Origin of the sequence: Natrinema caseinilyticum (assembly GCF_024227435.1) — an archaeon.
Taxonomy (GTDB): Archaea; Halobacteriota; Halobacteria; order Halobacteriales; family Natrialbaceae; genus Natrinema; species Natrinema caseinilyticum.
In genome coordinates, this window is the sequence record NZ_CP100446.1 from 499,728 (window position 1) to 525,862 (window position 26,135).

General features: G+C 62.3%; 25 protein-coding genes. 11 read left to right on the plus strand and 14 right to left on the minus strand.

The annotated features are described in order from the left end of the window. Positions 1 to 278: 278 nt before the first annotated feature. The 4 genes from NJT13_RS21695 to NJT13_RS21710 form a co-directional block, all read right to left on the minus strand. Positions 279 to 644 (minus strand): Rieske (2Fe-2S) protein, encoded by a 366-nt coding sequence (locus tag NJT13_RS21695; RefSeq protein WP_254525617.1) that lies wholly within the window; start codon positions 642 to 644, stop codon positions 279 to 281. Positions 645 to 959: 315 nt separating this feature from the next. Then, positions 960 to 1,151: a hypothetical protein gene (locus NJT13_RS21700; RefSeq protein ID WP_254525618.1), complete on the minus strand. Its 192-nt coding sequence runs from the start codon at positions 1,149 to 1,151 to the stop codon at positions 960 to 962. A gap of 238 nt (positions 1,152 to 1,389) precedes the next feature. Beyond that, positions 1,390 to 1,887, minus strand: coding sequence for a redoxin domain-containing protein (locus NJT13_RS21705; RefSeq protein ID WP_254525619.1), 498 nt, complete (start codon positions 1,885 to 1,887; stop codon positions 1,390 to 1,392). Between the two features lie 158 nt (positions 1,888 to 2,045). Beyond that, on the minus strand, positions 2,046 to 3,248 hold the full coding sequence (locus NJT13_RS21710) for an iron-containing alcohol dehydrogenase family protein (protein WP_254525620.1): 1,203 nt from the start codon (positions 3,246 to 3,248) through the stop codon (positions 2,046 to 2,048). A 473-nt stretch (positions 3,249 to 3,721) separates the two neighbouring features. On the opposite strand from NJT13_RS21710, the gene NJT13_RS21715 reads away from it, so the two are divergent. Beyond that, entirely contained in the window at positions 3,722 to 5,365 is a 1,644-nt protein-coding gene (locus NJT13_RS21715; RefSeq protein ID WP_254525621.1) for a thiamine pyrophosphate-binding protein, read from the plus strand. A gap of 115 nt (positions 5,366 to 5,480) precedes the next feature. Here the strand turns inward: NJT13_RS21715 and NJT13_RS21720 are convergent, their stop codons facing one another. Then, complete coding sequence (locus NJT13_RS21720) at positions 5,481 to 6,272, minus strand: HpcH/HpaI aldolase family protein (RefSeq protein WP_254525622.1); 792 nt, start codon at positions 6,270 to 6,272, stop codon at positions 5,481 to 5,483. 477 nt (positions 6,273 to 6,749) lie between these two features. After that, complete coding sequence (locus NJT13_RS21725; protein WP_254525623.1) at positions 6,750 to 7,073, minus strand: hypothetical protein; 324 nt, start codon at positions 7,071 to 7,073, stop codon at positions 6,750 to 6,752. A gap of 144 nt (positions 7,074 to 7,217) precedes the next feature. On the opposite strand from NJT13_RS21725, the gene NJT13_RS21730 reads away from it, so the two are divergent. The 4 genes from NJT13_RS21730 to NJT13_RS21745 all read left to right on the plus strand — a co-directional run bounded on the left by NJT13_RS21730 (position 7,218) and on the right by NJT13_RS21745 (position 11,599). Continuing rightward, positions 7,218 to 7,703 (plus strand): DUF2299 family protein, encoded by a 486-nt coding sequence (locus tag NJT13_RS21730; protein ID WP_254525624.1) that lies wholly within the window; start codon positions 7,218 to 7,220, stop codon positions 7,701 to 7,703. 99 nt (positions 7,704 to 7,802) lie between these two features. Further along, positions 7,803 to 9,008 carry a P-loop NTPase gene (locus NJT13_RS21735; RefSeq protein ID WP_254525625.1) on the plus strand — a complete coding sequence of 402 codons (1,206 nt, stop codon included), beginning with the start codon at positions 7,803 to 7,805 and terminating at the stop codon, positions 9,006 to 9,008. A 203-nt stretch (positions 9,009 to 9,211) separates the two neighbouring features. Further along, on the plus strand, positions 9,212 to 9,673 hold the full coding sequence (locus NJT13_RS21740) for a MaoC family dehydratase (RefSeq protein WP_254525626.1): 462 nt from the start codon (positions 9,212 to 9,214) through the stop codon (positions 9,671 to 9,673). Positions 9,674 to 10,345: 672 nt separating this feature from the next. Beyond that, complete coding sequence (locus NJT13_RS21745) at positions 10,346 to 11,599, plus strand: tyrosine-type recombinase/integrase (protein ID WP_425499823.1); 1,254 nt, start codon at positions 10,346 to 10,348, stop codon at positions 11,597 to 11,599. Positions 11,600 to 11,955: 356 nt separating this feature from the next. Here the strand turns inward: NJT13_RS21745 and NJT13_RS21750 are convergent, their stop codons facing one another. The 4 genes from NJT13_RS21750 to NJT13_RS21765 form a co-directional block, all read right to left on the minus strand. Then, positions 11,956 to 12,369, minus strand: coding sequence for a type II toxin-antitoxin system VapC family toxin (locus NJT13_RS21750; protein WP_254525627.1), 414 nt, complete (start codon positions 12,367 to 12,369; stop codon positions 11,956 to 11,958). Continuing rightward, positions 12,366 to 12,677 (minus strand): AbrB/MazE/SpoVT family DNA-binding domain-containing protein, encoded by a 312-nt coding sequence (locus NJT13_RS21755; protein ID WP_254525628.1) that lies wholly within the window; start codon positions 12,675 to 12,677, stop codon positions 12,366 to 12,368. Before NJT13_RS21755 ends, NJT13_RS21750 begins: the two co-directional genes overlap by 4 nt. Before the next feature lie 214 nt (positions 12,678 to 12,891). Then, a complete protein-coding gene (locus tag NJT13_RS21760) occupies positions 12,892 to 14,328 on the minus strand; it encodes an amidase (protein WP_254525629.1) in 1,437 nt (478 codons plus the stop codon). 388 nt (positions 14,329 to 14,716) lie between these two features. After that, positions 14,717 to 15,064, minus strand: a complete 348-nt coding sequence (locus NJT13_RS21765) for a nuclear transport factor 2 family protein (protein ID WP_254525630.1) — start codon at positions 15,062 to 15,064, stop codon at positions 14,717 to 14,719. Between the two features lie 173 nt (positions 15,065 to 15,237). Between NJT13_RS21765 and NJT13_RS21770 the strand changes: the two genes are divergently transcribed. Together NJT13_RS21770 and NJT13_RS21775 are read left to right on the plus strand one after the other, a co-directional pair. Then, the gene (locus tag NJT13_RS21770; RefSeq protein ID WP_254525631.1) at positions 15,238 to 16,074 is read left to right on the plus strand and encodes an MBL fold metallo-hydrolase; all 837 of its coding nucleotides are present in this window, start codon (positions 15,238 to 15,240) and stop codon (positions 16,072 to 16,074) included. A 255-nt stretch (positions 16,075 to 16,329) separates the two neighbouring features. Then, entirely contained in the window at positions 16,330 to 16,755 is a 426-nt protein-coding gene (locus NJT13_RS21775) for a universal stress protein (RefSeq protein WP_254525632.1), read from the plus strand. Positions 16,756 to 16,935: 180 nt separating this feature from the next. On the opposite strand, the gene NJT13_RS21780 is transcribed toward NJT13_RS21775, so the two are convergent. Next, positions 16,936 to 17,928 (minus strand): MBL fold metallo-hydrolase, encoded by a 993-nt coding sequence (locus tag NJT13_RS21780; protein WP_254525633.1) that lies wholly within the window; start codon positions 17,926 to 17,928, stop codon positions 16,936 to 16,938. Positions 17,929 to 18,095: 167 nt separating this feature from the next. Between NJT13_RS21780 and NJT13_RS21785 the strand changes: the two genes are divergently transcribed. Both NJT13_RS21785 and NJT13_RS21790 read left to right on the plus strand, forming a co-directional pair. After that, on the plus strand, positions 18,096 to 18,521 hold the full coding sequence (locus tag NJT13_RS21785) for a universal stress protein (protein WP_254525634.1): 426 nt from the start codon (positions 18,096 to 18,098) through the stop codon (positions 18,519 to 18,521). Between the two features lie 460 nt (positions 18,522 to 18,981). Further along, entirely contained in the window at positions 18,982 to 20,547 is a 1,566-nt protein-coding gene (locus NJT13_RS21790) for an ABC1 kinase family protein (protein WP_254525635.1), read from the plus strand. Positions 20,548 to 20,871: 324 nt separating this feature from the next. Here the strand turns inward: NJT13_RS21790 and NJT13_RS21795 are convergent, their stop codons facing one another. Further along, positions 20,872 to 21,102, minus strand: a complete 231-nt coding sequence (locus tag NJT13_RS21795; protein WP_340681200.1) for a hypothetical protein — start codon at positions 21,100 to 21,102, stop codon at positions 20,872 to 20,874. A gap of 532 nt (positions 21,103 to 21,634) precedes the next feature. On the opposite strand from NJT13_RS21795, the gene NJT13_RS21800 reads away from it, so the two are divergent. Together NJT13_RS21800 and NJT13_RS21805 are read left to right on the plus strand one after the other, a co-directional pair. Next, positions 21,635 to 22,468 (plus strand): ZIP family metal transporter, encoded by an 834-nt coding sequence (locus NJT13_RS21800; RefSeq protein WP_254525636.1) that lies wholly within the window; start codon positions 21,635 to 21,637, stop codon positions 22,466 to 22,468. Between the two features lie 118 nt (positions 22,469 to 22,586). After that, the gene (locus tag NJT13_RS21805) at positions 22,587 to 23,069 is read left to right on the plus strand and encodes a halocyanin domain-containing protein (protein ID WP_254525637.1); all 483 of its coding nucleotides are present in this window, start codon (positions 22,587 to 22,589) and stop codon (positions 23,067 to 23,069) included. 96 nt (positions 23,070 to 23,165) lie between these two features. On the opposite strand, the gene NJT13_RS21810 is transcribed toward NJT13_RS21805, so the two are convergent. Together NJT13_RS21810 and NJT13_RS21815 are read right to left on the minus strand one after the other, a co-directional pair. After that, positions 23,166 to 23,894, minus strand: coding sequence for a DsbA family protein (locus NJT13_RS21810; protein WP_254525638.1), 729 nt, complete (start codon positions 23,892 to 23,894; stop codon positions 23,166 to 23,168). Between the two features lie 207 nt (positions 23,895 to 24,101). Further along, complete coding sequence (locus tag NJT13_RS21815) at positions 24,102 to 25,964, minus strand: polysaccharide deacetylase family protein (RefSeq protein ID WP_254525639.1); 1,863 nt, start codon at positions 25,962 to 25,964, stop codon at positions 24,102 to 24,104. Positions 25,965 to 26,135 lie beyond the last annotated feature (171 nt).

Consider the following 26,135-nt stretch of genomic DNA (forward strand, 5'->3'; position numbering starts at 1 on the left):
TATCGAAATGCCATCCACTCGAGGAGCGGATGCAACTGACTAGATGGATAGTGAGCAGCGGGTAACGCGCTCGTCTGTCGTCGCGACATAACCACGACCGGACGCTCGACTACGGTCTAGAGGATACCGTTTCGTTCGAGATACGTGAGATCGCGCGTTTACTCGCACTTCCACGTATCGAAAAGTTCCGTCACAGTCGCGTGATCGCCTCGAGAGGGCGTCGCGGGCCGGCGCACATGCATCAGAGTCGATACCGTTTACTCTCGTCTCTCGGGAGATCACATCGTGACAACTATTTTCCCGTCATCGACGGACACCGGGAACGAAGCGAGTGAGATATTGTCTCGTGAAAGGCACTCGCCCGATTGCAGATCGTACTCCCACCCGTGCCACGGGCAATTAAGTATCTCTCCTTCCTTTACGTACTCGAGGTCCGTCTGGAGGGTGTCGGGATCGAACGAAGCCGTCTTCGTCCCGGTAATGTTCCCTTCAGCGCACGGGCCGCTCTGATGAGCACACCAGCTCAGATACGCGACGTATTCGTTGTCTATATTGAATATCCCAATCGGTTTCCCTTCAATCTGGACGAGAATCCGCTCACCCACGTCTATTTCATCAGCATCTGCGACTGTATACTCAGCCATCGGTCTCTGGTGCAGGGGCGGGCACAAATAGCTTGTGGGTAAACTAGATGTCGTGTTTCACCGAGCTATCCGCCCGCCGCTTTGATGTCCAATCCACCAGAACGCGTGAACGGACGACCTGCGCGTGACTCCATCGCAATAGCTAGAGTCCGGTCGCTAGCGAGTATAGTCACGACTGAAAGACAGTGTTTCGATGCGGCCACCGTCCTGTTCGAACTCGGTGACTCTCGTGGTCGGCTTGTCGCTCGAGGAGAATCGATTGCATCGAACCATCAGGGAGACGATGGTCGCTTGGCCGACCAGAAGGAGGAAACGTCAGGAGAGTCGTTCCTCGAGGTCGTGCATCGCTTTCGCCCGTTCGGCCGAGAACACGGGACACACGTCACCGTTTCCGTCCAGTTCCTGGACGATACTCTGGCGAGACGGATGGGAGCACGTGCTGTGAAACAAATCGATGTGGGGGCACTGCGCACACGATTCGGGGACGGACGGCGTCTCCGTGCTCATTGGTAACACCAAACTGACGAGGATACAAAAACCCTACCGCTTACGCCCGTTTTCTGAAATTGTCCTTCCATCAGCGTCGACGCACCGTCGGAAACCGACTCGACGCGATTTCTCCCGAACGTGTTGCAGGGAACGAACCCGGGCGAACTGAGCCCCGAATAACTTTCGTCACGCGACTCGAGTGGGGAGGTGACGAGTAACTCGTCGGTCGTTGCCTCGAGAACGAGGGCCTTGCGAGTCAACTCTCGGCCAGGTCCGCAACGACGTTGCGTACCTCGGAAACCAGTCCCTCGAAATCGGGGTTTTCTCCGTCTCGAACCCACTTGTACCTCACGATGCCATCCGCGTCGACGACGAAAATGCTGCGCTGGGCCGCTTCGATCATCCCGTACATATCGGAAAGGACGACGTCGTACGCTTCGATACTGTCGTGAGTCCAGTCTGAGAGCATGGGAAACGGAAGATCGTGCTCTCGAATCCAGACGTTCTGGGCGAACGGTAGATCGACGCTGATACCGTAAACCGCGGCATCGAGCGCTTCGAACTCGTCCATCGAATCACGAAACGCACACATCTCCTCGGTACAGCCGCTCGTGAACGCTGCCGGGTAGAACGCCAGAACCAGCGGTCCATCATCGATCGCATCGGAAAGCGTGAACGATTCGACGTCGTTGTACGCGTCACCCCCCGCCTTCGGAGCGGTGAAATCAGGAGCGATATCGCCCGTTTCGACCATATCAGTAGGCTCGGTTCCACCGACAAATACGTTTGCTAGACGCCAAGCCCGCGTACCCACGGCCGTTCCGCAGCGACGACGTTAGCGGCTCCGCAGCGAGTGTTCCCCATCGGAATAGACGGCATTTCCGTTCTCGGTTTTCGTGATCGTGCCGACGGTTACCAGGCCTCTCGAAGCACCGATTCGATGTCCTCGGCGCTCGGGTCCAGTCCCGTCGGCGTCCGAGCCATCGGCGGATCGTCGACGATAAACTCGGCTATCGCCGGGAGATCCTCCTCCCGTGTCGCGGATAGATCCCGAAGCCGCGTCGGCACGTCGAACGCATCGCGCATGGTTACGATCGCATCGATGACCGATTCACCAACCTCCGCATCGGTACCGGCGGACGTGTCGATCCCCAATGCGGTTGCCATCAGGGCGCGACTCGCGTCCACCTCCGCGAACAAGTACCGGAGAACGTGTGGAACGACGATCGCGTGTATCGCTCCCTGTTGGACCGGGTATCGCCGGGCGAAGCCGTGTCCGAACGCGTGGACGATCGAAACCTTCCGATCGATTTGAACCAGTAACGAACCGACCACCGCCCGGTCCATCTGGCTCACGTCGGAATTCCCCCCCTCGCCGGCCACCTGTGGGAGCGCGTCGCTCAGGAGGCGGAGACCGTGAATTCCTACTCCGTCGCTGACGGGGTTCGCATCTCGAGCGTACAGCGTCTCGATCCCTTTATCGAAGCCGTTCATCGCCGAACCACCCAGGGCGGTCGGCGGCGTCGTCTCGAAGAGGGACGGATCGGCGAAATCGGCGATCGGCATCTCCGATCCGCTGACCCGGATCGGCTGGTTCGTCGGCGAGTCGTCGGCCGAAAAAATCGTAATCGATCCGCTATCGGAAACGTCTGCCCCGGCGAACGTCGTCGGAATGACGATCACTGGTCGCCTTTGGGTGTTCGACTCGGGCGTCGCAACGCTTCCGTCGCGTGCCTCCTCACGGAGGTCCGTCAGCGATCGACCGTCCGACGCGATGACGCTCGTCTGGCGGGCAACGTCGAGGCTGCTTCCGCCTCCGACCCCGACGAGAACGTCCGCGTCCGTCTCCCGCATCGAATCGATCGCATCGAAGACGGTTTCGGCCCGTTTCTCCCCCGTCGTCCTATCGAAGACGCCGACGAGTCGATCGCCGAGGCCGTCTCGAATCGGCTCCATCAGGTCGTCGTTTGCCCCGACGTTCGAACCACAGACGAGAAGGGTTCGTTCGAGACCGTGACCATCCAGGTACTCGCTCAATCGAGCGGCGCACCCGCGTCCGTAGACGATATCGCACCCTCGATACTCGTACTCGAAATGTTCAGCTATTGGAAACATCGTCCATCGGTTGTCCCGCGGCCGCAATGAAGATAAAGGGTTCCGCCACTCTTCGACCTCCAGGTTTACCGAACGCTGCGACGGAGTCACAGGAGCTATCCCGAAATCACACCCGGCCCGTACCGACTGGCCAGAATAGTGACTCGGCGTTCTGCCGACGGCTCCGATCGCTCGGGAGACGAATACGCTTTCGTCCGAACGGGACCGATTCAGTGAGTCGACCGTGACTCGAGAACGACTCCCGCGAGAGAAGCGCTTCTCCCGTCGATTTTCGTTCAGAGAATCGTGGGCAAATTCCGGGAGACCTTCGCGGATACGATCGCTGCCGTCGAGGGAATTGTGACCGGCACTGGCGATCGGCGGAAACATCTCACATCTTATACCGAGCCATATTCCTATCAGTAGAAAAACGAGTGAAAGACCGGCTCCGCCATACCCTAAACCTTTACACTATCTTCTCTCTCACTACCGCTATGAAGGTTAACGAGGCAGTTATCGACTGCCTGACTGATAACGGTGTCGACACGTTGTTCGGTATCCCGGGCAAGCAATCGCTACCGCTCAACGAATCGATCAGCGAACGCGACGACATCCGGTTCGTGATGGCTCGCCACGAGACTGCGGTTTCGCACCAGGCCTGGGGCTACGCCGAAACCAGCGGCGGTATAGCCGCCACGGTCGTCATTCCGGGGCCCGGCGATATGAACGCGATGAACGGCCTGAAGAACGCACTGAACGATTGTACGCCGCTCCTGCACATCGCAGTGGAAACCGAACCGGAGATACGCGGCGGCGACGGCATTCACGAAACGCCGCCCGACACGTACGATAACGTCGTCAAGGAGAACATCACCGTCGAAACACCCGAGAGCACCGTCGCCGAACTCGAGCGGGCGTTCGACACCGCACAGACGGCACCGAAGGGCCCAGTCAGGGTCGGCATTCCGAAGAACTTCCTCAAGATGGACGTCGCCCTCGCGGAACGGGGCGAGATCGACCGACAGACGTTCAGCGGCGTTCCGGAGGCGAAAGTGACCGCGGCGGCGGACCTCCTCGCGAACGCGTCGAACCCGATCGTCATCGCCGGCGGTGGCGTCCGCGCATCCGACGCGAGCGACGAACTGAAAACCGTCGCCGAACGTCTCGAGGCCCCGGTCGTCCTCACGTACAAAGGGAAGGCCGTCTTCCCGGACGAGCACGAACTCATGGGCGGCGTCCTCTGTGGCGGCACCGGCACGGCCGTGAAAGACCTCATCGCCGACTCCGATGCCGCACTCGGTGTCGGCACCGACTTCGACGCCGTTACGATGCACAACTGGTCGTTCGACGTGCCCGACGACCTCGTCCACGTAACGCTCGGCGCCGACGACATCGGCACCGGATACGAACCGGCGATCGGGATCGTCGCCGACGCCGGCCGGACGCTCGAGGCGCTCGACGGCGCGCTGGCGGAACGCTCGATCGCCGGTGGAGACGGACGCGAACGGGCCGCCGAGACCCGGAGCGCTGTTGACGCTCGACTCGAGGAACTGCGAGCGGTTTCGGAGGCGCCGTTGACTTCGGTGAAGGCGCTCGACGCTATCAGAGCGGGAATCCCACGCGACGCGGCAATCTCCGTCGACGCGGGTGGGTTCCGCCTCTGGACGCTCCTCACGTTCCCGGCCTACGAACCCCGGGACTACGTCAACCCGGGTTCGTGGGCGACGATGGGAACGGGAGTCCCCGCGGCTATCGGTGCGAAACTGGCTAACCCGGACCAGGACGTCGTGGCGCTCACCGGCGACGGCGGGCTGATGATGTGCATCCACGAACTGCACACGCTGGCCGACGAGGATATCGACGTGACCGTCGTCGTCCTCAACAACAGTGATTACGCGATCATCAGCGAAGAGGCCGGGCGGAGCTACCGGATGGACGAAGGCGAGTACGGGTGGGACGAAACGCCGGTATCGTACACGGCCGTCGCCGAAGGACTCGGTCTGGACGTCGAGCGGGCCGAAACGCCGGACGAGGTCGAAGCCACGGTCTCCGAGGCGATCGCGAGCGAGGGCCCGACGCTGGTCGAGATTCCCACCGATCCCTACGAGCCGCAGTCGAGCGTCTGGATGAATCGATAAGAACCGACCGGAAACCGCCCGCGAGCCGCAGAGTTCGCCCTCTCGTTCCGGTTTCTCGCCGTCAAAACGGGACTTGCTGCTGACTCGAGTCGGACTCGGCAGCCGGAACTCACTCCTACTTCTGGCTCGAGACCGACTCTTCGTACGTCTCGCGTATCTGTTCGCCGGTTTCGATGACCGTCGTCATGTCCTTGCCAGCGATCAGGTAGTCGAATCCTCGTCCGACGCGGTCAGGAACGTCCGATTCGCGAACCGTGAGCGTTCCGACGGGTGTCTCCGCGTTCCTCCCCGCATCGATGACGCTGGCCATCGCGTCCCCCAGTTCTGGGGCGTCCCATTCGGCGAAGACGCCGAGCGACGCCGAGAGGTCGGCGGGTCCGACGAACAGCGCGTCGATTCCCGCGACCGACGCGATATCCGCGGCGTTTTCGACACCGGTCGGCGTTTCGATCTGCGGAATCGTGAGCAACGAGCGGTGGTCCTCCGCAACGTACTGGACGAAATTCTGGCCGTAGCCGGCCGCGCGTCCCGACGCCACTCCCCGAACGCCGTCCGGCGGATATCTGGTCGCCCGTACCAGCTCTTTAGCCGCCTCGGGCGTGTCGATCATCGGAACCATGATCCCGTCGACGCCGATGTCCAGGACCCGCTTGATTCGCACCGGATCGTTCCACGCGGGCCGAACGATCACGCCGAGTTCGCCTGGCGCCGCGGCGGCCGCTCGAGCGAGTTCAGCCACGGTCTCGAGGCTCATTTCGGTGTGTTCAGTATCGACGAGAACGAAGTCGAATCCGGCTCTCGCCGCCGCTTCGACCATCGCCGGGTGACCGATGGAGACCCACGTTCCGAGAGCCTCGCCGTCGACAAATCGTGTCCGGAAATCGTCCCCGGTGGCCCGATCCGTCATCGCGACCTCCCCGTCTCGCTCGCTCGGGGAACCTTTGGCATCGTAGTCGGTCGAGAAGACGGTAGCTGTCGGCTGGGAGTCGGACCGTTCTCGGTGCGTACGGTTTCCATCGAAGTGACGTTCCGATGGGAGTAGCAAAAAGGTGTGGGTCAGTCCGAATCACGCCGGAAAATAGGAGAGATAAGTATCCAATGTCGGAATAATGACTTTTTTGGGCGGTTCCTCGTACTTCGTATTGGTTATAGTAGTGTGAATTGATACTAGAACTGTTGTGGTTGGATTGAACTGTTGTATCGCTCTAACGCCGTGGATCGTCACTATCGAAAGGGTGAAATTAGCCGTCACATGCACGAATGCGCTGAGAACCGCTTTCAATCCCCTCTGTCACGATTCGAAACCGCCCCTCTAGAGGGGTGGACATCGATGGTCTCTGTTAGTATAAAATCATTCTACTAGACGATCGTCTAGACGTATGTCTCAATTAGTATCTAGGGAGCGTTCACACGCGGCCCTGAACTCGTCAGATTCGATCCCATATATCATATTTCCGTTCCCGTCGAATTTCCGTGAGACCTCCATCAGATACTCGTCGTCGATACGGACTTCCCAATCTTCGGCATACCGGGTATTTACGCCGATAAATCGGATCTCACAGTCGTAGTCGCTTTCCAGACGGGAGACGACTTCGTACGTGTACGTATCGTCGGCAAAACGAGGCGCAGTATACTCCGGTAGCGAATATCGGTCGCGGATTTCCTGGTTTTCGTTCCACCATTCCGGTCTCGCGGACGTCCCTTCCATATCACTAGTACGATTCGCGGTCCGCATAAAAACAAACGATAGATGAGAGGTGAATGTGACTGCAGGTGCTTCGTGGACAGACAGTAAGCGGTAGCGGACGGTTCATGGGGAACACTCTTTACATGTGACGCCGATTAGCCGCCGATGACGGACGTAGATCCCGAGCGAATTCGCGAGTGGATAGACGACGACCTGGTCGAGGCTGTCGAACCGATGAGCGATGACTCGGCGGAGTTCAACTACACCGTCCAGATGTCGAATATGATACTCCACGTCATTCGACGTCGACCCGACGGTCCGGTTCACATCGGTCAGGAAATCGAGTACGACGAGGAATTTCGTAACAGGATCGGTGCGATGGACGAGGGCGATCGGAACGACCTCGTCGCCAGAGTCCGTGAGACGCTCTCCTCGCTTCCCGTGATCTACGGCTTCCGCGGGACGACCGGTGATAACGTGAGATTCGTCGATATGAAACGAGTGTTCCTCGAGTACCGGATCTATCCTGACGGGCTCTCCCAGCACGAATTGATGTCCGGCCTCGTCGGGGTATGGAAAGCGATGAACTATCTCGATACCCTGCCGCAACTTGCCGACAGCGTCGAGAGGTACGCGACCGAACAGAGGTAGCGTGAACGCAAACGTATTCGCCGATACGAACCGTGAAACCACACTTCCGACTCAACACGGAGATCGACCGCCTCGCACGACCGGACGGTGATGAGTAACATGTCCGCCGATAGACCACCAACGGACGACGAGAACACGCTGGCTACCGTACGCGAAGCCATCGCTGACGCACAGATCGGGCGGGACGTGGCGTTCGCCGGGCTCGATCGGCTGAACGGCCTCTCGTCCGTCACGCTCGACGGAGGGACCCTCCGAGTCACGATCTCGCTCCCCGCACCGTCGGCGACGTTCCGATCGCGAGCCGAACGCGAAATCAACACCGCTGTACTCCCTATCGACGGCGTGGCCGAGGTGGCATGCGAATGGGACGCCAGCGCGGCCAATACGGGTGCGCGCGTCGATTCGATTCCGGACGTGAAGAACGTAATCGGCGTCGCGTCGGGCAAAGGCGGCGTCGGAAAGAGTACGGTCGCCGTAAATCTCGCCGTCGCGCTGGCGGACGCCGGGGCTGCCGTCGGGTTACTCGATGCGGACGTCTACGGTCCGAACGCCCCGCAGATGCTCGGGCTCGCCGATACGAAACCCGCGACGACCCCCGACGATACGATGGTTCCGCGGGACGCTCACGGCGTGAAGGTGATGAGTATGGGCTTCATCGTCGAGGAGGACGACCCGATCATCTGGCGGGGCCCGCTCGTAGACGAGTTCGTCAAACAGTTGTTCGACGACGTGAACTGGGGAGCCCTCGATTACCTCGTCGTCGACTTGCCGCCCGGAACGGGTGACACGCAGTTGAGTCTCGTCCAGCACTTTCCCGTGACGGGGGTCGTCGTGGTCACGACGCCACAGCCCGTCGCCGTGGACGACGCTCGCCGCGGGCTTCAGGGATTCGCCCGATACGACGTCCCGATCCTCGGTATCGCTGAGAACATGGCGGGTTTCACGTGCCCGGATTGCGGCTCTGACCACGCCATCTTCGGCGCCGGTGGAGCCCAGCAACTGGCGACGGAATACGACGTTCCCGTCCTCGGCCGACTCCCGCTCGACTCCGAAGTCGGCGCTCTCGTGACGGACGATGACGACCGTGATCGACCGCCCGGGGTATCGATTCCCGGCATCGGTCGATTGCAGCTCCCACGGACTCGAGCGGAGCGCGAACGACCCGACAGCATCGAGCCGATCGTGGTTCGGAAAGACGGCGACGAGAGTTCCGCCGCCGTCCGTCTTCTCGCGACCCGGACGGCTGCGCGAGTCAACGCGCTTTCCAATCCGGATCTCGTCACACCCACTACCGACGCGCCGTGAATCGACACGGGAAAACGACGAGCGCGACCGCTCGCGTCGTTCAGTCGTCCAACCCGAGCTGAGAAGCGTTCTATCGGCACAGTAGTCGGCACACGGAGAACGGGCCGATGCGGGTGTGACTCGAGGACCGACTCCATCGTACCCGTACGGCCGCGACGTGACTAACCGGATGCTTTACACCACCCGCTGGACACCGACGTAGCATGACGAAGTACTACGAGGATCTGGAGGTTGGCGATACCTTCGAAACGAGCGGGTATACCGTCACCAAAGCGGAGATCATCGACTTCGCCGAGCAGTTCGATCCGCAACCGTTTCACGTCGACGAGGAGGCGGCCCGCGATTCGATGTTCGGCGAGTTAGTCGCCAGCGGCCTCCACACCCTCTGTCTCTCCGTCAGATTGTTCGTCACGGAGATCGTCGACGGCGAGGTCGATATCGCGAACATGGGCGGGCTCGGGATGGACGACCTGCGATGGCACGAACCGGTCCGTCCCGGTGACACGCTCCGCGTTCGGGTCGAAGTCGTCGACAAGACGCCCTCCTCGAGCCGATCGGATCGCGGATACGTCGATTTCCGCCGAAGCGTCGTCACAGATTCGGACGAGGAAGTGCTGTCGATACTCTCGCACAACATCGTCCGACGTGCAGACGCTGCCGTCTAGCGTCATCCACCTCGGTATCCGTACCCACGTCGTGAACGGCCGCCCGCGAGACGGCGCGACCGGACCGACAGCTCGTCGATGCGACTCGCCGACGACGGCCTCGATCCGTCGGACGTGTCTCGAGGCGCGCGCCTCTCGTCTCGAACGTGGTCGACGCGCTCGTCGGTCGTGTTACCAGAGGCCGGTGTTCGCACCGACGAGAATGGTCGTCAGCAACAGGAGCGCGAGGACGATCAAAACGATCACCGATCCATCTACGTCGGGTTTGCTCGTGGAGGGCACGTCCATAGATCCGTCATTTTCGCTGACCAGGCGACACCATATATACTTTTCTCGATGACAATTCGCGTAAAATTCACCCCGGCCGGTTTCCCGTTCGCGATCGATAACTTGCGTCTATCGGTCGTCTGGTGTGAGCAACGGAGCACACGGTAACTTTTTATGACTGTTACGATCACAGTCCTGTACGAACGCGTCCATGATCGAGTGTCCCGCCGGCGGAGGAAACGCCCTTCTCGCGCGAGGATCGCGTGACCCTGGTCCGCGACCCGACCGTGCGACGCGGACGGCGAGGTGGAACGATCGCCGCTGTACACCTGCGGGGGCCAAGACACGGCGGCTCGAATCGGGCCGGCGTTCCCGCTCCGTCGAGATCGCACAGTCTCGTGATCGATGGAACGGAACGCAGAGGCGATGAGTAGCGAGCCCGAGCGAATCCGGTGGTCTCACAAGTCCATCGAGGACATGCGGTCGTTCTGGGCGGGCCACATCGAACCCGCACTCCGAGACGCTGGCCACGACCTCGACGACCGGCCGACCTATCAGGACTTACTCGACGTCGGCTACGGCGGCCTGCAGGATGCGCTTCGCGAACAGCACGATCTGACCCTCACGGAGTTCCTTCGAACGGTCGGCTTCGACGATTCCGACGATTCGGACGGCTACCCGTGGGGCATCGACGACGAAACCGCCGTTCGCGAACTCGAGTCGTACATCCGGACGCTCGACCGACGTCGAAACCTCGCAGAAACCACGATTCGGACGAAGCGGTCCCGACTCGCGACCTACGCGCGCCGCTACCGCGACCAGCACGGCCGAGCCGACCTGGTAGATCGTCTCACCACGCTCGATCGACGAGCCGACGAAATCGAACGGGTACTCGCGGTGTTCGACGAACTCGATCGCGAACTCGAGAGCGACGAGTCCAAACTTCGGTATCTCGGCGACGTCTCGCAGTTCTACGAGCACCTGCAACGCCGCGGGAAAGCAGCCTACGATCCCGCAGAGACCATCGACATGGAGTACGGATGGGACCGCCCGGATCCGGACAACGCCGCCCTCTCGAGTGAGCAGGTGAGACGACTCTACGACGCCGCAGATAGCCGCGACGAGGACCTGTTAGTCCTCGCACTCTGTGGGTGGGGCCTGCGACGCAGCGAAGTCGCGTCGTTGCACGTTTCGCAACTCGTCCTCGAGGGAGACGACCCGCACATCCATTTCGAAGAACGCAAGAACGGCCCCGGAACGGTGGCGTTGATCTACGGCCGCGAGACGCTCTCCGACCGTATCGACGAACTCGGCGGTCGAGACCGGGAGTGGAACGGCCATCTCTTCCCGTCTCGGCGGGCCGACGGCGGCCACGTCGTCGGCGAGACGATCCAGGCGCGGTTCAGACGAGTCGCCGATCGTGCAGGGGTGCGGGTGCGCGGGGAATCGCCGACGTCCAAGATGGGGCGTCGATTCTGGTACACGACGTACCTCGACTCGCAGAAACGGTTGCTCGAAAATGTGGACGCGATCGCCGCCGACCAGGGGAGTGCCGATCCGAGCGTCGTTCTCAAAAATTATCTCTCGGAGGCCGAACGGCGACGGTACCGGCGGGAATACATGCGCGAGCGGTTAGCGAAGGCGTTCAAGACCGCGTAGTGAGCACAGAATGACCGGGAGACCGCACCTCTCGGACACGACGATTGCCGACGGATACCCGGCGACGACCGTATTCCACCGGAAGCTTTCGGAAGCCGAGTCCCGTCGCGAGGTCGCCCGCACCAGCCAGTCCCAGGTATTCGAGGGGTGCACCGTCATCGACGAGCAACATCGCGCCGATCAGTCCGAAGATCCCGCCCGTTCCGTAGGCGACGTAGGAACCGATCTTCACTCACTCAGACGACGACGTTGGCGCGACCGAGCGGAGAGAGCCAGTCTGAAAATTGCCGACTAAATCCCGAGGGAGAGCACAACGGACCATCGCCCCGGTGGCGGTTCCCGCAACCGGACGGATGTTACGCCGGATCGTCTCGGAACCTCACAACGTCCGCCGCTACCTCGTCAAAATCATCGTCGGCCCCGGCGAGAAGCGTTCCGTCGACAGCGTCGGCCGTCGCAAGCGCATACGCATCACCGAGCGCCATCGGATACGCTTCCTTGAGCGCGGCTGCACCGTCCCAACATTCTCGGGGATCAGACACTGAGACACCCAACTCTTCGAGTCGCTCGAGACTCGCCCGGACGTCTTCAGGGCGGAACCCGACTCGAGAGCCGACGTATAGTACCTCGGTCTTCGTCACGGGGCAGATGTAGCCCTCGATCTCTCCAGCGGCAACGCGATCGATCCACTCTTCGACGGCATCACTCCCCGGCTCGTCGTCTAAATACGCAACGAGCGGTTCTGTATCGAAGACGATCGTGTCCGTCATCGGCCCTCCGTGTCGCTGGAAAATCGCTCTACGACGTCTTCGTCACGCCGCCTGTCGCGCTCACGTTCTTCACGAAGGACTGCCGTCGCGGGACCGTCCTCGTCGCCGTCGCGCTCGAGACCTCGGAATTCCCGCATCGATCCGACAGGACGGACGACGATCTCCCCGGCCGCGTTCTCGACGAACTTGACCCGTCCTGGCGCAGGAATTCCGTGCTTCTCCCGGAGCCGTTTGGGAATCGTCGCCTGCCCTTTTTCGGTGACGGAGACGACGCGCTCCTCACCGTTGGACGGAGTATTACTCGACATGAGTAATACTTTTGCTCCGAATTACTTAGTTCTGTCCCGGATACTCGAGACCGGGGGTGGATCGGGCGAATCCAACGGTACTCGACGGTACTCGACGGTCGCGACGGAGGCTGGACGAAGACGGGAAGTGGCTCTCGAACGACTGGGACGGCGCGGTCACGGCCGTCCGGGCCCGCGACGGCGCGTGCAGTGGTGTGGTCCCCGTCGTCGACCGTCACTGGGGATACTCGTCGCGCCACGGCCGTCGACGTTCGAAGGCCGCGCTGGCGGCGACAACGTCGTCATCCGCGTGTCGCTCGCCAGCGATTTGCATCCCGACGGGCAACCCGTCGACGAATCCGGCCGGGATCGAAGCCGCCGGGTGTCCCGAGAGATTATAGGGCTGCGTGAGTACCCAGCCGCGGAACGATTCGATCTCGACGCCGTCTATCGCCGCCGGTTCCTCGCCGTGTGGGAACGCCGTCGTGCCGAGCGTCGCCGTCACGAGGAGGTCGTACCGTTCGAAGAGGTCCTGTAACCCGTCGAAGACGTGCGTCCGAACGATTTCTGCACGGTGGCGCTCGCGCGTCGTCGGTTCGTCCGCGTCCATGATGAGGTCCACGAGATATGGCCGAAGGCGATCACGGTCTTCCCCCCGGGGATCGAAGCCCTGGTCCTCCAGATCGTCTATCAGCGCCTGCCACCGGCCGGTCGCCATCGTGTAATAGGCGTTCAGGATTTCTTCTTTGGTGTGTCCCAGTTCGGGATCGACCGCGTCGACGGTCGCACCGGCGCGTTCGAACGCCGAGACGGCGTCCTCGAGGACCTCGCGGACGTCGGGATCGACGGGATACGTCCCCATGTCCGGGCTGTAGGCGATGGTCATCTCGTCGATGGGCCTGTCGACGGCCGCACGATAATCGTCCCGTTTCGGCACCGAGAAGGGATCGCGCGGATGCGATCCCGCCATCACGTCCATCGCGATGGCTGCGTCTTCGACCGTCCGGGCCATCGGTCCGTTGGTGGTAAACGGCGAGTCGTTCGCGAACCCGTTCGGTCGACCGACCGTCGGGATCAGCCCGAAAGTGGGTTTCAAACCGTACACACCGCAGAAACTCGCGGGAATGCGGATCGATCCCCCCGCGTCAGATCCCGGCGCGAGCGGAACTAACCGGTCGCCGAGTGCCGCGCCCGCCCCACCTGACGATCCGCCGGAGACGCGGCCGGGATCGAAGGGCGTTCCCGTCGGGCCGGCGACGCGGTTATCGGTCGTCGTGCCGAGGCCGAACTCGGGCGTGTTCGTCTTTCCCACGACGACGGCGCCCGCGGCCTTGAGCCGAGCGACGAACGGCGAATCCGAGTCGGCGACGCGGTCTTCGAAGAGCGCCGATCCCGACGTCGTTCGGACGCCCTCGACGTCGCTCAGGTCCTTGATCGCGACGGGGACGCCGTGCAGCGGTCCGAGCGATTCGCCGTCTTCGATCGCTCGCTCGGCCGCATCGGCCATCTCGCGGGCCAGTTCGTCGGTGACGGTGACGAACGCGTTCGTCCGATCGTTTCGGTCGTGTATCCGGTCGAGGGTAGATTCGACGACCTCTCGAGGCGTGTATTCGCCGTCTCGAATCGCTCTCGCGAGGCCGGCGGCGGTCAGTTCCATGGGTGGTGCGACCATGCCACACCATAGTCGCGCGGGTGCAAAAACGTTCAGTCGAAGCAACGCGACGTGTTCCCACGCAACGGCTACCGTTCGACGACGTCGTCGCCCCAGACGGACGAGGAGGATCTGGTTGTCCCGGCCCGTTCGACTGGTTCAGGCGTTACCGGCGGATCTGCGGGAGTCTCTCCCGCTCGACGAGACGGGACCGGAGGGAAGCCGAATTCGCCTCGGTCGTCCGGTGGCCGGAAAGGAGACGACCACCGATTGCGACTCGTCGACCGACGACGAGGGACAGAAAGCTACTCGACCGAGCGATCGACCTGGGCGATCGGTTCCCACCGGGTGCGCCCGGGTTGCCAGCCGGCCGGGCGACCGGTCTGCTCACTCACCCGCCGGTCGCAAGCTACGCATCGTTGACGTAGACACTGACTCGAGTGAGTTCGTCGTCCTCGGCATCGAATTCGAATACGTCACAGAACTCCACCGAGCCGTCCTCGTTCTCCCCGACCACGGTGCCTTCGGCGACCGACGCGGTCTCCCCGTGAACGAGGAGGGTAACGTCGTGAGTCGTATTCGAGAGGCCGCGCAACTCCTCTATGTACGTCTTCAAACCGTCACGGCCCGCGAGGTCGCCCGAGAGCGATTCGTAGACGAAGCCGTCGGCGAGCGCCGGCCGAACGATCTCGAAGTCCGCGGCGTCCAGCGCATCGAAGTACGCATCGATCGAGGTGGTCCGGTCATCGGTCGACATGATGTGGACGTAGACGCACCGACGCTTAAACCCGTCCACCAGCACCACCGGGCGTGCGTTCGGACGAGCGTGGGCGATCGCGTTTCGAGACGCCCGCAAACCGCGGTGAGGCGGGGGAGACGGGCCGCAAACGGTGTCGACCTTTTTTGCCCTCCGGCGACGTGGTCGAGACGATGAACGCGACGAACGAGTGGTACGACGTCTCGAGGCTGACGAATCGAAGCTACCGCATCGTCGAGGGCGACGGATACGGGATGTTCCTGATCGAAGGCACCGAACGGTCGGTCGTGCTCGACGCAGGCGTCGGAGTCGGCGAGTTGCGATCCCTGGCGGACGAGCTGGTCGACACGCCGGTCGAACTGGTGCTCACCCACACCCACTGGGATCACATCGGAGCGGCCGCCCAGTTCGACGACGTGTTCGTCGGGCCCGACGAACTCCCCGCGGACGGCCGGGTCGCCATCGACAGCCTGACCGACGAGTTCACCCGGCGGCCGACGCGATTCGTGACCCGGTGGTTCGACGCCGGCAACGAGTTTCCCGACGGCGTCGACCCCGACGAATACGCCGTCGACCCGTTCGACGCATCGCCGGCGCCGGTCGCCGAGGGGATCGATCTCGGCGACCGATCCCTCGAGATACACCACCTTCCCGGACACTCGCCCGGCCACCTCGGCGTTCTGGACCCGGAAACGAACGTCCTCTACGGGGGAGACGTCGTTCACTTCGACCGGGGGCTGTACGTCATGTTCGACGACTGCGACCTCGAGGACTACCGCGACTCTCTCGCCCGTCTCCGTGACTTGCGGGACGACGGCGCCTTCGACGTTCTCGCGACCAGTCACAACGAACCGATATCGGGCGAGGGGCTGTCCCTCCTCGACGACCTTCACCGGGGACTCGGTGAAATCCTCGAGGACGAACGCAAGTACGAACTCGTCGAGACGGACTGGGGAGAGGCCCGTTCGTATCGGATCGGGCCCGCCGAAGTACTGACGAAGGACGACTAGTCGGCGGCGGTGGGATCGTTCACCCGCTCGGCGAACCGCCTCGGGGTCCGGAATCGTACCCCGGAGAACTGACGGCGGAGCGGTGGCCGGTCCGTCCGCACGGAACCGGTCTCCCGCTTTCCGATTTCGGGTCGCGTGTTAGATCGGTTCGGTGATAGCTTCGCACGTGAACTTTGTCCGAACGCCTCCTCGTCTGGACACGACAGACATTCGACGGATGGGTGACAATATATGCGACGGAAGACATACCCTACTATGGAACGAAATATCCTCGTTCCGATCGATCAGTCCGACCAGGCAACGAAGGCACTCGAGTACGCGCTCGAGGAGTACCCTGACGAACACATCACTGCGCTTCACGTACTTCAACTCGATAGCACCGCCACGCACGGGGACGAAGGGTTCCTGTATAGAGATGAATTTCTCGAGCAACTACATGAAGCGAGTGAAGAACGGCTCGAGACGGCCCGAGAACGTGCGGCCGATCAGGGAGTCGAGATCGACACCGAACTCGTTCGCGGAGAACCGACGCGGGCGATCACCGAGTACGTCGAGGACAACGACATCGACCACGTCGTCATCGGGAGCCACGGGCGCTCCGGACCGACGCGGGTTCTTCTCGGGAGCGTCGCGGAAGCGGTAACGAGACGGGCACCGGTTCCGGTGACGACGGTCCGGTAAGTAGTTGCAGATCCCTTCGGCGACCTCGACTACCCCATCGGAGAGTAGTGAAATCGGTTACATCGTAGTCGTTCATGGCAAAATCGCGATGGTAAACCGTTCGTGCGACCCGAGTGTTTCTGGTAGCACGTGTCCGAACCCATTGGCTATCGTGGGCTGAATATCGGACGGGCAGAAATCTCATCCGTCCGATATCGAACCGTCGTCGTTCGTCTCGAGTTCGTACCGCTTCACTCCGTCCGACTCCTCGATAACGACGCGGCCTTCGTCCTCCAGGAGGTCGAGGTGACCGATGACCTCGGACATCCCGGGAAACATCTCGGTCGCCGGAAGGTCGGGGAACATTGCCTTCATGATCTCGTACGCCGTCGCCGGTTCGTCGTCGGCGACGAGACCAGCGATACGCTCCTTTCGGTCCTGATGGTGTGAAATCGTCTCGCGAATCGGGGCCTCGAGATCCGGCATGGGATCGCCGTGACCCCCGTACCCGACCGAGACGTCCATCGCGAGGACGTGTCGGAGCGACTCGAGGTAGGTCGGCAAGCTTCGGGTTCGCTCGTCGTCCGTGCCGGGAACGAGGGTGAGAAGCGGGTTCGGGGTGATATCGGGCAGGACGTGATCGCCGGTGAGCATCGCGTCTTCGGCGGCCGCGTAGTAACACATCGAACCGGGGGCGTGGCCCGGCGTGGAAATGCACTCCAGATCGACGCCGATATCCACGACGTCCCCCTCGGCTACTTCGTCGGTAACGGCGACGGGGTCCTGATAATTCGTGTACGGTTCGGGAAGCTCGAGTACCGTGTCGACCGTATCCGCGGGCATCCCCATCGACAGGAGGAACGGTTCGAAAAACTGCTGCTCCCGCTCGAAGTATCCGATCGGATCCGATAACTGTGTGGCGGCGTCCTCGTGGGCGAATACCTGCGCCCCCGACTCCTCGACGATCCGACCTGCGAGACCGAAATGATCCATGTGGGGATGGGTGATGAGCACTCGGTCGACGTCGGCGATACGAGAATCGATACGAGCAAGCGCCGTCCGTAATTCTTCGGAGGCCTCTTCGGTCGCCGGGCCGGGATCGACGACGGTCAGGCCCGCTCCGGTGAAGAGATAACAGTTCACTCGACCGACGCTGAACGGCGTCGGGATCGGGACCCGCTCCAGTGTATCCATGTCCACACTATTCGCATTCAATTACTTATACTGTTCACCGCGGGGTCGGGATCTACCGGCGCTCTGCCCCGAAACTCTCTCACCTCAGTCCGACTTTCTCCATCGCTTTACACTCCGACTTGTTGGTGGATGGGTGACAATATAGGGGCCGCGAGACTGTGTCTACTATGGTCCGAAACGTCCTCGTTCCGATCGACCAATCAGAGCAGGCGACGGAAGCGCTCGAGTACGCGCTTTCGGAATATCCCGACGAACAGATCACGGCGCTGCACGTTATCCACCTCGATCGAACCGCGATGACCGGCAACGAGGGGTTCCTGTACCGTGACGAATTTCTCGAGCGACTGAACGCGGCGGGCGAAGAACGGCTCGAGACCGCCCGAGAACGCGCGGCCGAACACGGCGTCGAGATCGACACCGAACTCGCCCGCGGGAGGCCGGCCCGGACCATTTCGGAGTACGTCGAGGACAACGACATCGACCACGTCGTCATCGGGAGCCACGGTCGCTCCGGACCGTCGCGGGTTCTTCTCGGGAGCGTCGCGGAAACGGTGACGAGACGGTCGCCGGTACCGGTGACGATCGTTCGATAACTGGTACCGGATCCTGAAGCGGCCTCGAGTACCGCTCGCGACGCGACGATACCGGATACCGGACCCGGGATGACCGTCGTTGGGGTCGGCCCGATAGCTGCCGATCCAGACGAGCGTTACGGCCCTGATACGCACCGCGACGTCGCATGGGAGCAGTCGAACCGCGTCCGGACTACGACGTCGTCAAAGCGATGATGAAAACGCTCGAATCGAACACCGAGACGACGTTTTCACTCGGGTGACCTCGCCCACCGTTTCACGCGTCGGAACCCGAACGGTCGCGCGTGAAGTTGATGGTATAGCGCCGGGTAGTTCGTGCGTGAGTCGATGACACTCGTTCGCGGATTCGTGAAATTCACGTGCGTGGACAGTACACTCGCGTACGTGGGCACGACACCGGGTGAAAGGGACGCGCCGAACCGACAGCGGGCGAGGGACGACGCTCACCTCGAATCGTGATATGAGCGGTTTTTATCGCCGGTATCTGCTGGTTCTGGTCCGCTTTCTCCCCTTCGCAGTCGCCTTTCTGCGCGACAGGCGTCGGTTCCTGCTGTTCGGATCGCGAAGACGGGTCGACAGTGCGGCCCACCGACAGAGAGCCGAGCGGATACGGGACACGATGCTGGAACTCGGACCCGCGTTCATCAAGGTCGGTCAGGTGCTTTCGACGCGTCCGGACATCGTACCCCCGCCGTACGCCGATGTGTTCGGGACGCTCCAGGACGAAGTTCCAGAGAAGGCGGGCGGGGACCCGAAGACGGTCCTCACCGCGGAACTCGAGGACGAACTCGATCTGTCGACGCTCGAACCGATCGCCGGTGGGTCGCTGGCCTTCGTGTACGTGGTGGCCCGTGGGGACGAACGGATCGCGCTGAAGGTCCGTCGTCCCGACGTGAAACGTCTGGTCGAGCGCGACCTTCGAGTGATTCGCAGTTTACTCCCACTCGTCGTCCGCTTCATCGAGGAACGCCAACGGTACTCGGTTCGCAACGCGGCCGACGATTTCGAAGAGATAATTACGGACGAACTGAATTTCGCCCGGGAGCGGGCTATTATGAGCGAAATCGGGGACAACTTCGCCGACGACGACCGCGTCGTCGTTCCCGACGTCTACGAGGATCTCTCGTCCGAACGCGTCCTCGCGATGGAGTACGCGACCGGCCGAAAGATAACAGACGACGACGCATTCGACGGCCTCGACGTGACGCCACACGAAATGGCGACGTGGATCACGGAGATATACCTGCAGATGGGGCTCATCGACGGGGTGTTCCACGCGGACCCTCACCCGGGTAACCTCGCCGTCACGGACGCGGGGCGCTTGCTGATATTCGACTTTGGAATGAGCGACCGTCTCTCCGAGACCGTCAGAGAGGACATCGCCGGACTGTATCGCGCGCTCGTCCGACGCGACGTCGACTCGCTCGTCGACGCGCTGATCGCGCTCGACGTCCTCGAGCCGTCGGTCGACCGCGTCGAAGTGAGACGCGTCCTCGAACTCGTCATCGAGAACCTCGAGGGGCGGACGGAGATCACCTGGCGGATGATATTCACCGAGCTGACGTCGATGCTCAGGGATTTTCCGTTTCGCCTCCCGCCGGACGTAATGTTGCTCATCAGGGCCGGAACCGTCGGCGAAGGCGTCTGTCGACAGCTCGATCCGGAGTTCGACTTTCTCGTCGTGGTTCGATCGTTCCTCAAAGAGCAGGGGCTCATCGAAAGCGAATTCCAGGCGTTCGTCGAGGAGACGCGGACGGACCTTCAGCGGTCGATACCCGTGCTGGCGGGGCTTCCCGCTCGCGTCGATCGAACGATGCGACAACTCGAGCGCGGCGAACTCGTCGTGCGAACCGATCCGGTCGACGGGACCGATCACGGGGATCGGGACGTCGGGTTCGCCGTGCTCGCCGGTGCGTTGATCGTTGCGGCCGCGATTCTTACGCTCCACGAACGACCGTACGAGGGTCCCGCCATTTTCCTCGCAGGTCTCTTTCTCGTGACCTACCTCCTCCGTCGTCGACGATAGGCCGCCGTTGTGCCCACCGTGTGTTCCGTTCGGACCCGTCTCCCGAGCTATGTTCGGGCGAACACGTCTCGCGAGTCACATCACCTGCGGTCGGTCCTGTCGATCGTGCCAGCGACGACACCGACGCGATGGCGGCGTCCATCCACTCGCCACCGTCCACCGGACACGTCTCGAGCACACCCGCTGCGAGTTCGACGGCGGACTTCAACGCGGCAAGACTCACAGAATTCGGACGCACACCGAATCGTCGTCGGGGCCCGCATTTCGGCCGCATCTACCGCGCACGGAGAAAGCGACTCCGAGACGGACTGCCACAATCGCAACTCACTCGGAAAGCACCAGTGTGAGAGGAATCATGACCCCGGTCAACGCGGCCAGTCCGAGGAACGCTTCGTCGAAGTATCCGCGATCGGCGACGATCCCGAACAGCACCGAACTCGTCGAACTGATCGACCAGTAGATCGTCCTGAGAATTCCCAGGCCGGTTCCCTGCAGTCGATCCGACCGCCCCTGCCGGGTAAACGGGCCGATCGGGTGATCTGATAAGCTAACCAATTAGATAGGCCAATCGGATAGGTCAGTCGAATATACCGATTGGGAAAGCCAGGCGGACGATCCAGTCGGATGCGCCAGCGAAGTAGACCGGTCGAGTACGCCGGATGGGGAGGTCGATCGAGTACACCAGCTAAAGAGATCGGTCGCGTGCGCCGGGGAGAGAGATCAGTTCAGCGGGCCGGTTGGAGAGGCCGATAGAAGCGATCAGTTCAGTGAGCGACTCTGGAAGGTCGATCGGGGAGGCCCCCGCGGTCACCACACCGTCACAGTATAGTAGTCGTTGAAACGATTTACTCACCGCTCGCAGTAAAGCGGCCAGCGAGTCTTCGCTGGCCGTGATTTCGCGAGCAGGGTGTGCACTGACTTTCAACGACTACTATAGTTCGACGCGGTCCCTGCAGTCGCGGCAACGAAAGGATTCGCCCCACCTGATCGGTGGATTTATTGGATCGTCATCGGACTTCTTCACCGAAGCAGATACGAGGGGTAGTCGACGTGACGAAAGTGGGCCAACGAGACGCGGTGTAAAATCATGGTTTCAGTAGTCGAGTTATTCGTTCGAGTCGTCGGAGACGACCCGGTGATCCAGGGTCTCGTCGGCGGAATCGTCATCGCGTCGTTGAACTTGATCGGCGCGTCGCTCGTCCTCGTCTGGCGGAACCCATCGGAGCGGTCGCTCGATGGAGCCCTCGGATTCGCGGCCGGCGTGATGCTCGCCGCAGCGTTTACGAGCCTCATCATTCCCGGCATCGAGCAGTACTCGGGAGGAGATCCCGTTCCGACGCTGGTCGGCCTCGCACTCGGCGTCGTGTTTCTCGATCGAGCCGACGGACTCGTTCCCCACGCCCACTTTCTATTGACCGGGCGCACGCGCCCGGACGAAGCCGACCCGGGGACGTCCCTGCCCCTCGAAAACGAGCGACTGACGCCCGTCATCCTGTTTATCCTGGCGATCACGCTCCACAATATGCCCGAGGGATTGGCCGTTGGCGTCGGCTTCGGTTCCGGCGACGTCGAAAACGCGATTGCGCTCATGTTCGCTATCGGCATCCAGAATATCCCGGAAGGGCTCGCCGTGTCGGTCGCAGCGATCAACGCGGGGCTAGATCGTCGCTTCTACGCGGCGTTCGCGGGCGTACGGTCCGGCATCGTCGAGATCCCTCTCGCGGTGGTGGGTGCGATCGCGGTGACCGTCGTCGAACCGTTGCTCCCCTACGCGATGGGCTTTGCGGCCGGGGCGATGCTCTTCGTCATCTCCGACGAGATCATCCCCGAAACCCACACGCGCGGCTACGAACGGATCGCGACGCTCGGGGTGATGGCCGGCGTGGTCGTGATGTTGTATCTCGACGTCAGCTTGGGCTAAGGGCGGACTGAACCGGTCGAAAAGACGCTCGAGGACCGTGCAATCGACCGGTACGGATCGGTCGTTGCGATGGTAAGGAGTCCGTTTTTGTAACCGGCGGGAGCAGGCTCCGTTAGAGATGTACGACAGAAGAACGATACTGAAGATACTCGGTGCGAGTACCGCACTCGGCGGTATCAGCGCATCCGCGAGCGCACAAGACGGCGACGACGAACCGGACTACGGCGATTGGTTCGACGACGTCGAGAACTACGAGGAGACCCAGGACCTGACGGGCGAAGAGGAGGTGACGGTCGACGTCGGAGCGGGTGACGACGGATTACAGTTCGACCCACCCGCGATCCGCATCGATCAGGGAACGACGGTCGTCTGGGAGTGGACGGGAGAGGGCGGGAGCCACAACGTCGTCCACGTTCCCGAAGACGAAGAAGAGTTGGAGATCGAAAACGCAACCGGCGCGAGCGACCCCGTCTTCGAGACCGAGATCACCGACGAAGAAGGATACACGTTCGAACACCAGTTCGAGGACACCGGGACGTACCTCTACGTCTGTGAGCCCCATCGCGAACAGGGGATGAAAGGCGCGGTGGTCGTCGAGTAGAAACGACCTCCCCTTCGATGCGCTGCGTTCACCCGCTCGGAGCTCGCGGCGCGAGGACGGAGTCGTCGCGAGTGCTTCGGCCCCCGTCGACGAGAGTCAGGCGCTTTCGACCTGTTCGATGATTTCGTCGAAGCGTTCGATCGGCTGCGCCCCGACGAGCGCCTCACGCGATCCCGACTCTCGATCGGTCGCGACGAACGTGGGCGTGCCCGTAATCCCGAACGAGCGCGCTTGCTCGGCGTCGGCCTCGACCCGGGCCTCGAGCGTCGAGCGCCGTTCCTCGAGACACGTCTCGAGGGCGCCGGCATCGACGACGGAAACCGAACGCGTGTACTCGACGAGATTCTCCGCCGACGCCCACCCGGAGTTCTTCTCGCCCTGCTCGTCGAAGATAGCCGTCCGCCAGGCCCAATACGCCGATGGATCCGACCGACGGACCCGGTCCCAGACGCACTTGCCGGCGACCGCGGCGGTCATCGAGTCCGCGCCGAAAAACGGCAGCGAAACGAACACGATCCGAAGCTCGCCGGGTCGAACGTAGTCCCGAACGAGGTCGGGAAGGGTCTCCCGTTCGAAGCGTTCGCAGAACGGACACTGGAAGTCCGTCCAGTAGTACAACTCGAGCGGAGCGTCCGGCGATCCCATGATCGGCTTCCCCCGCAACTCGAGGCCGAGGGCGGCGGTTTCATCGCTCGAGTGAAACGACGGGGAGAGGTCGCGATCGGGACTGTCGTCGGAGCGCGTGAGAAAGTAGACGCTGCCACTGCCGAGCAGTGTGACGGCACCGGTGAGAACGGCGCGACGGGACGGCTGATCGAGGGACATCGCTCGTACTCGGAACGTTCGTCCCACTGGTCTGTAAGCGGGCCCACGATTTGCTGGGTCAGCAAATCGGGTCCGATCCGGGTCTGATTCCGTCGGATCGACTAGCCCGACGCCCCACCGGTCCGGCGCCGACCGCCGTTCTTTCGGATCGACCATCTCGGCAGAGAAACGAATACCGCGGGGGAACGCCACTGAATCGGCCGGTCGCTACGAATCCATAACCTCGAGCGTCCAGTCGCCGTCGGCTTCGACGTTGAGCCAGACCGTTCCGCCCGCCTTGTACGACCGCGAGTTGTCGAACTCGCCGGTCCGATGGACGAGTATCTCTCGACTGCCGTCGGCACCGTAGCCGTCGACGATGAACGCGCCGTCTCCCTCGTGTGTCGCGACGACCCTCGTGCGGCCGTCCGTCCAGAGCGGCCCGACGACGTCGGATCCGGTCCCCTCGGCCTCTACGGGGAGGTCTTCGAGTTCGTCGCTCTCGACGGCGGGCTGGGTGAGTTCGATGGACCACGCCCCGTCAGCGTCGACCTCGAGTCTGTAGGTGCCACTCTCGACGGCCATGATCGACTCGCCGGTGGTATTCCCGGCCGTCGTCACCAGGTTCTCGTCGGTGCCGTCCCCGTCGACTTCCGTCACGTCGACGGTGATCTCGGAATCGCCTTCGTGGGTGGTGTTCGCGACGAGGACGCCGTCGTCGAGGTCGAACGTCGGAGAATCACGCGAACCGTCGCCCTCGAACTCGTGGGACCGGCCCGCCTCGAGGATGGTTCCGTCCGGCCGTTCTCCGTCCGGGAATTCCTCGTCGCCACCGTCGCGTTCCCACGAACCGTCGACGAGGTCCGACGGGGTGACGACGTCGAGGTCGCGCTGTTCGATGTGGTCGAGAAGCAACCCGAAGTCGTCGAGCGACATTCTGTTCTCGTTGATTCCGACGTCTTCCTCGTCGACGATTCGCGGGATCCGCAAGACGGTGAGAAGATCGTACTGGTCGGAGAGATTGGTGTGACGGCGAACGCCGGTGTGAAGCGCGGGTCCCCAGATGAGCGGAATCATGTGCATCTCGGTCGGCGGCACGCCAGTCGTCCCGGAACTGTACAGGAACGCCGATTCGTGGACGTCCCTGGCGAGTTCGTAGGTCGTCGAATCCATCTCACCGTCCGGGACGAACAGGTGTCGCGATCCGTTCTCGAAGCCGATTTTCGCGAGCGCGTCACGCGCAGACTCGAGGACCTGACGCTGTTGTTCCTCGGGGTGTTCGGGCAGCGGCGTCGAAACGTCCGGGAGCGAGCAGACGTCCCACCCGCGGTCGCTGAGGTCGCGGAGTTCGGAACGGCCCATCCGTCCGTCGTCGCCGATGTGTGCCGGACTGATCGGAACCGCACCGGCCCAATCGCGCTCTGCGAGCATCTCGGCCGCGATTTCGTAGTGCGAGTCGTGACCGCCGTAGAACGCGAGAAGCGCTTTCCCGTTTTCTGCCGATTTCGTCCGGCGGAGGTCGTCTACCACCAGTTTGGTCGGCCCGCCGTCGGGTCCGTCCGCGGAAATAGCGATGCCGTTGACCTTCGAGAGATCCGGATCGTCGCCGGGCTTTTGCTGGTAGCCACAGTCCATCCGGAACCACCCGTCGTACTCGTCCGGGAGTTCTCGAGTGCTGGTGAGACGCGCGCCTCGCGTCGGTGCGAAGAATTCGACGGTGACCTGCGTGGCGGATTCCGGTTTGACCGCCACCGACGTGTCCCAGTCCACGAGATCGATTCCATCGGCGAACTGCAGTTGCATTTTGGCGCTTCCCTCGTCGCTCTCGACGACCGCGGCTTGCGTTCCGGTCCTCGCCTCGTCCGGAGCCGCCGATATCTCGCCGGTCAGAGCCATCCACTCGTCGAGCGCTTCGAAATCCGAGAGGACTTCACCAGTATCGATCGCGGGCCAGCGGACGGCTCCGGGTTCGGTGTTCTGCTCGCCATCGCCGTCCCCGTCGTCAGTGTCCGCCGGCCCGGACTCGTCGTCCGATAGCGCGTCCATACAGCCCGCGAGAGTCGTCGAGCCGGCTCCGAGTACGGCTAACATGCGCCGTCGGGAAGACGTGTGTCGTCGGGAAGAGTCGCCGTCCGCGTCGGATTCGTAAGCCATTGTCGATAGGATGCTCGTCGTTACATTCACGTCCCGTTACGTTAATAGAAGCGTCGATTTGCTGAGTGAGCAAATCGGAGTGGGAGATTTCAGTGCGCCCTCCATCGA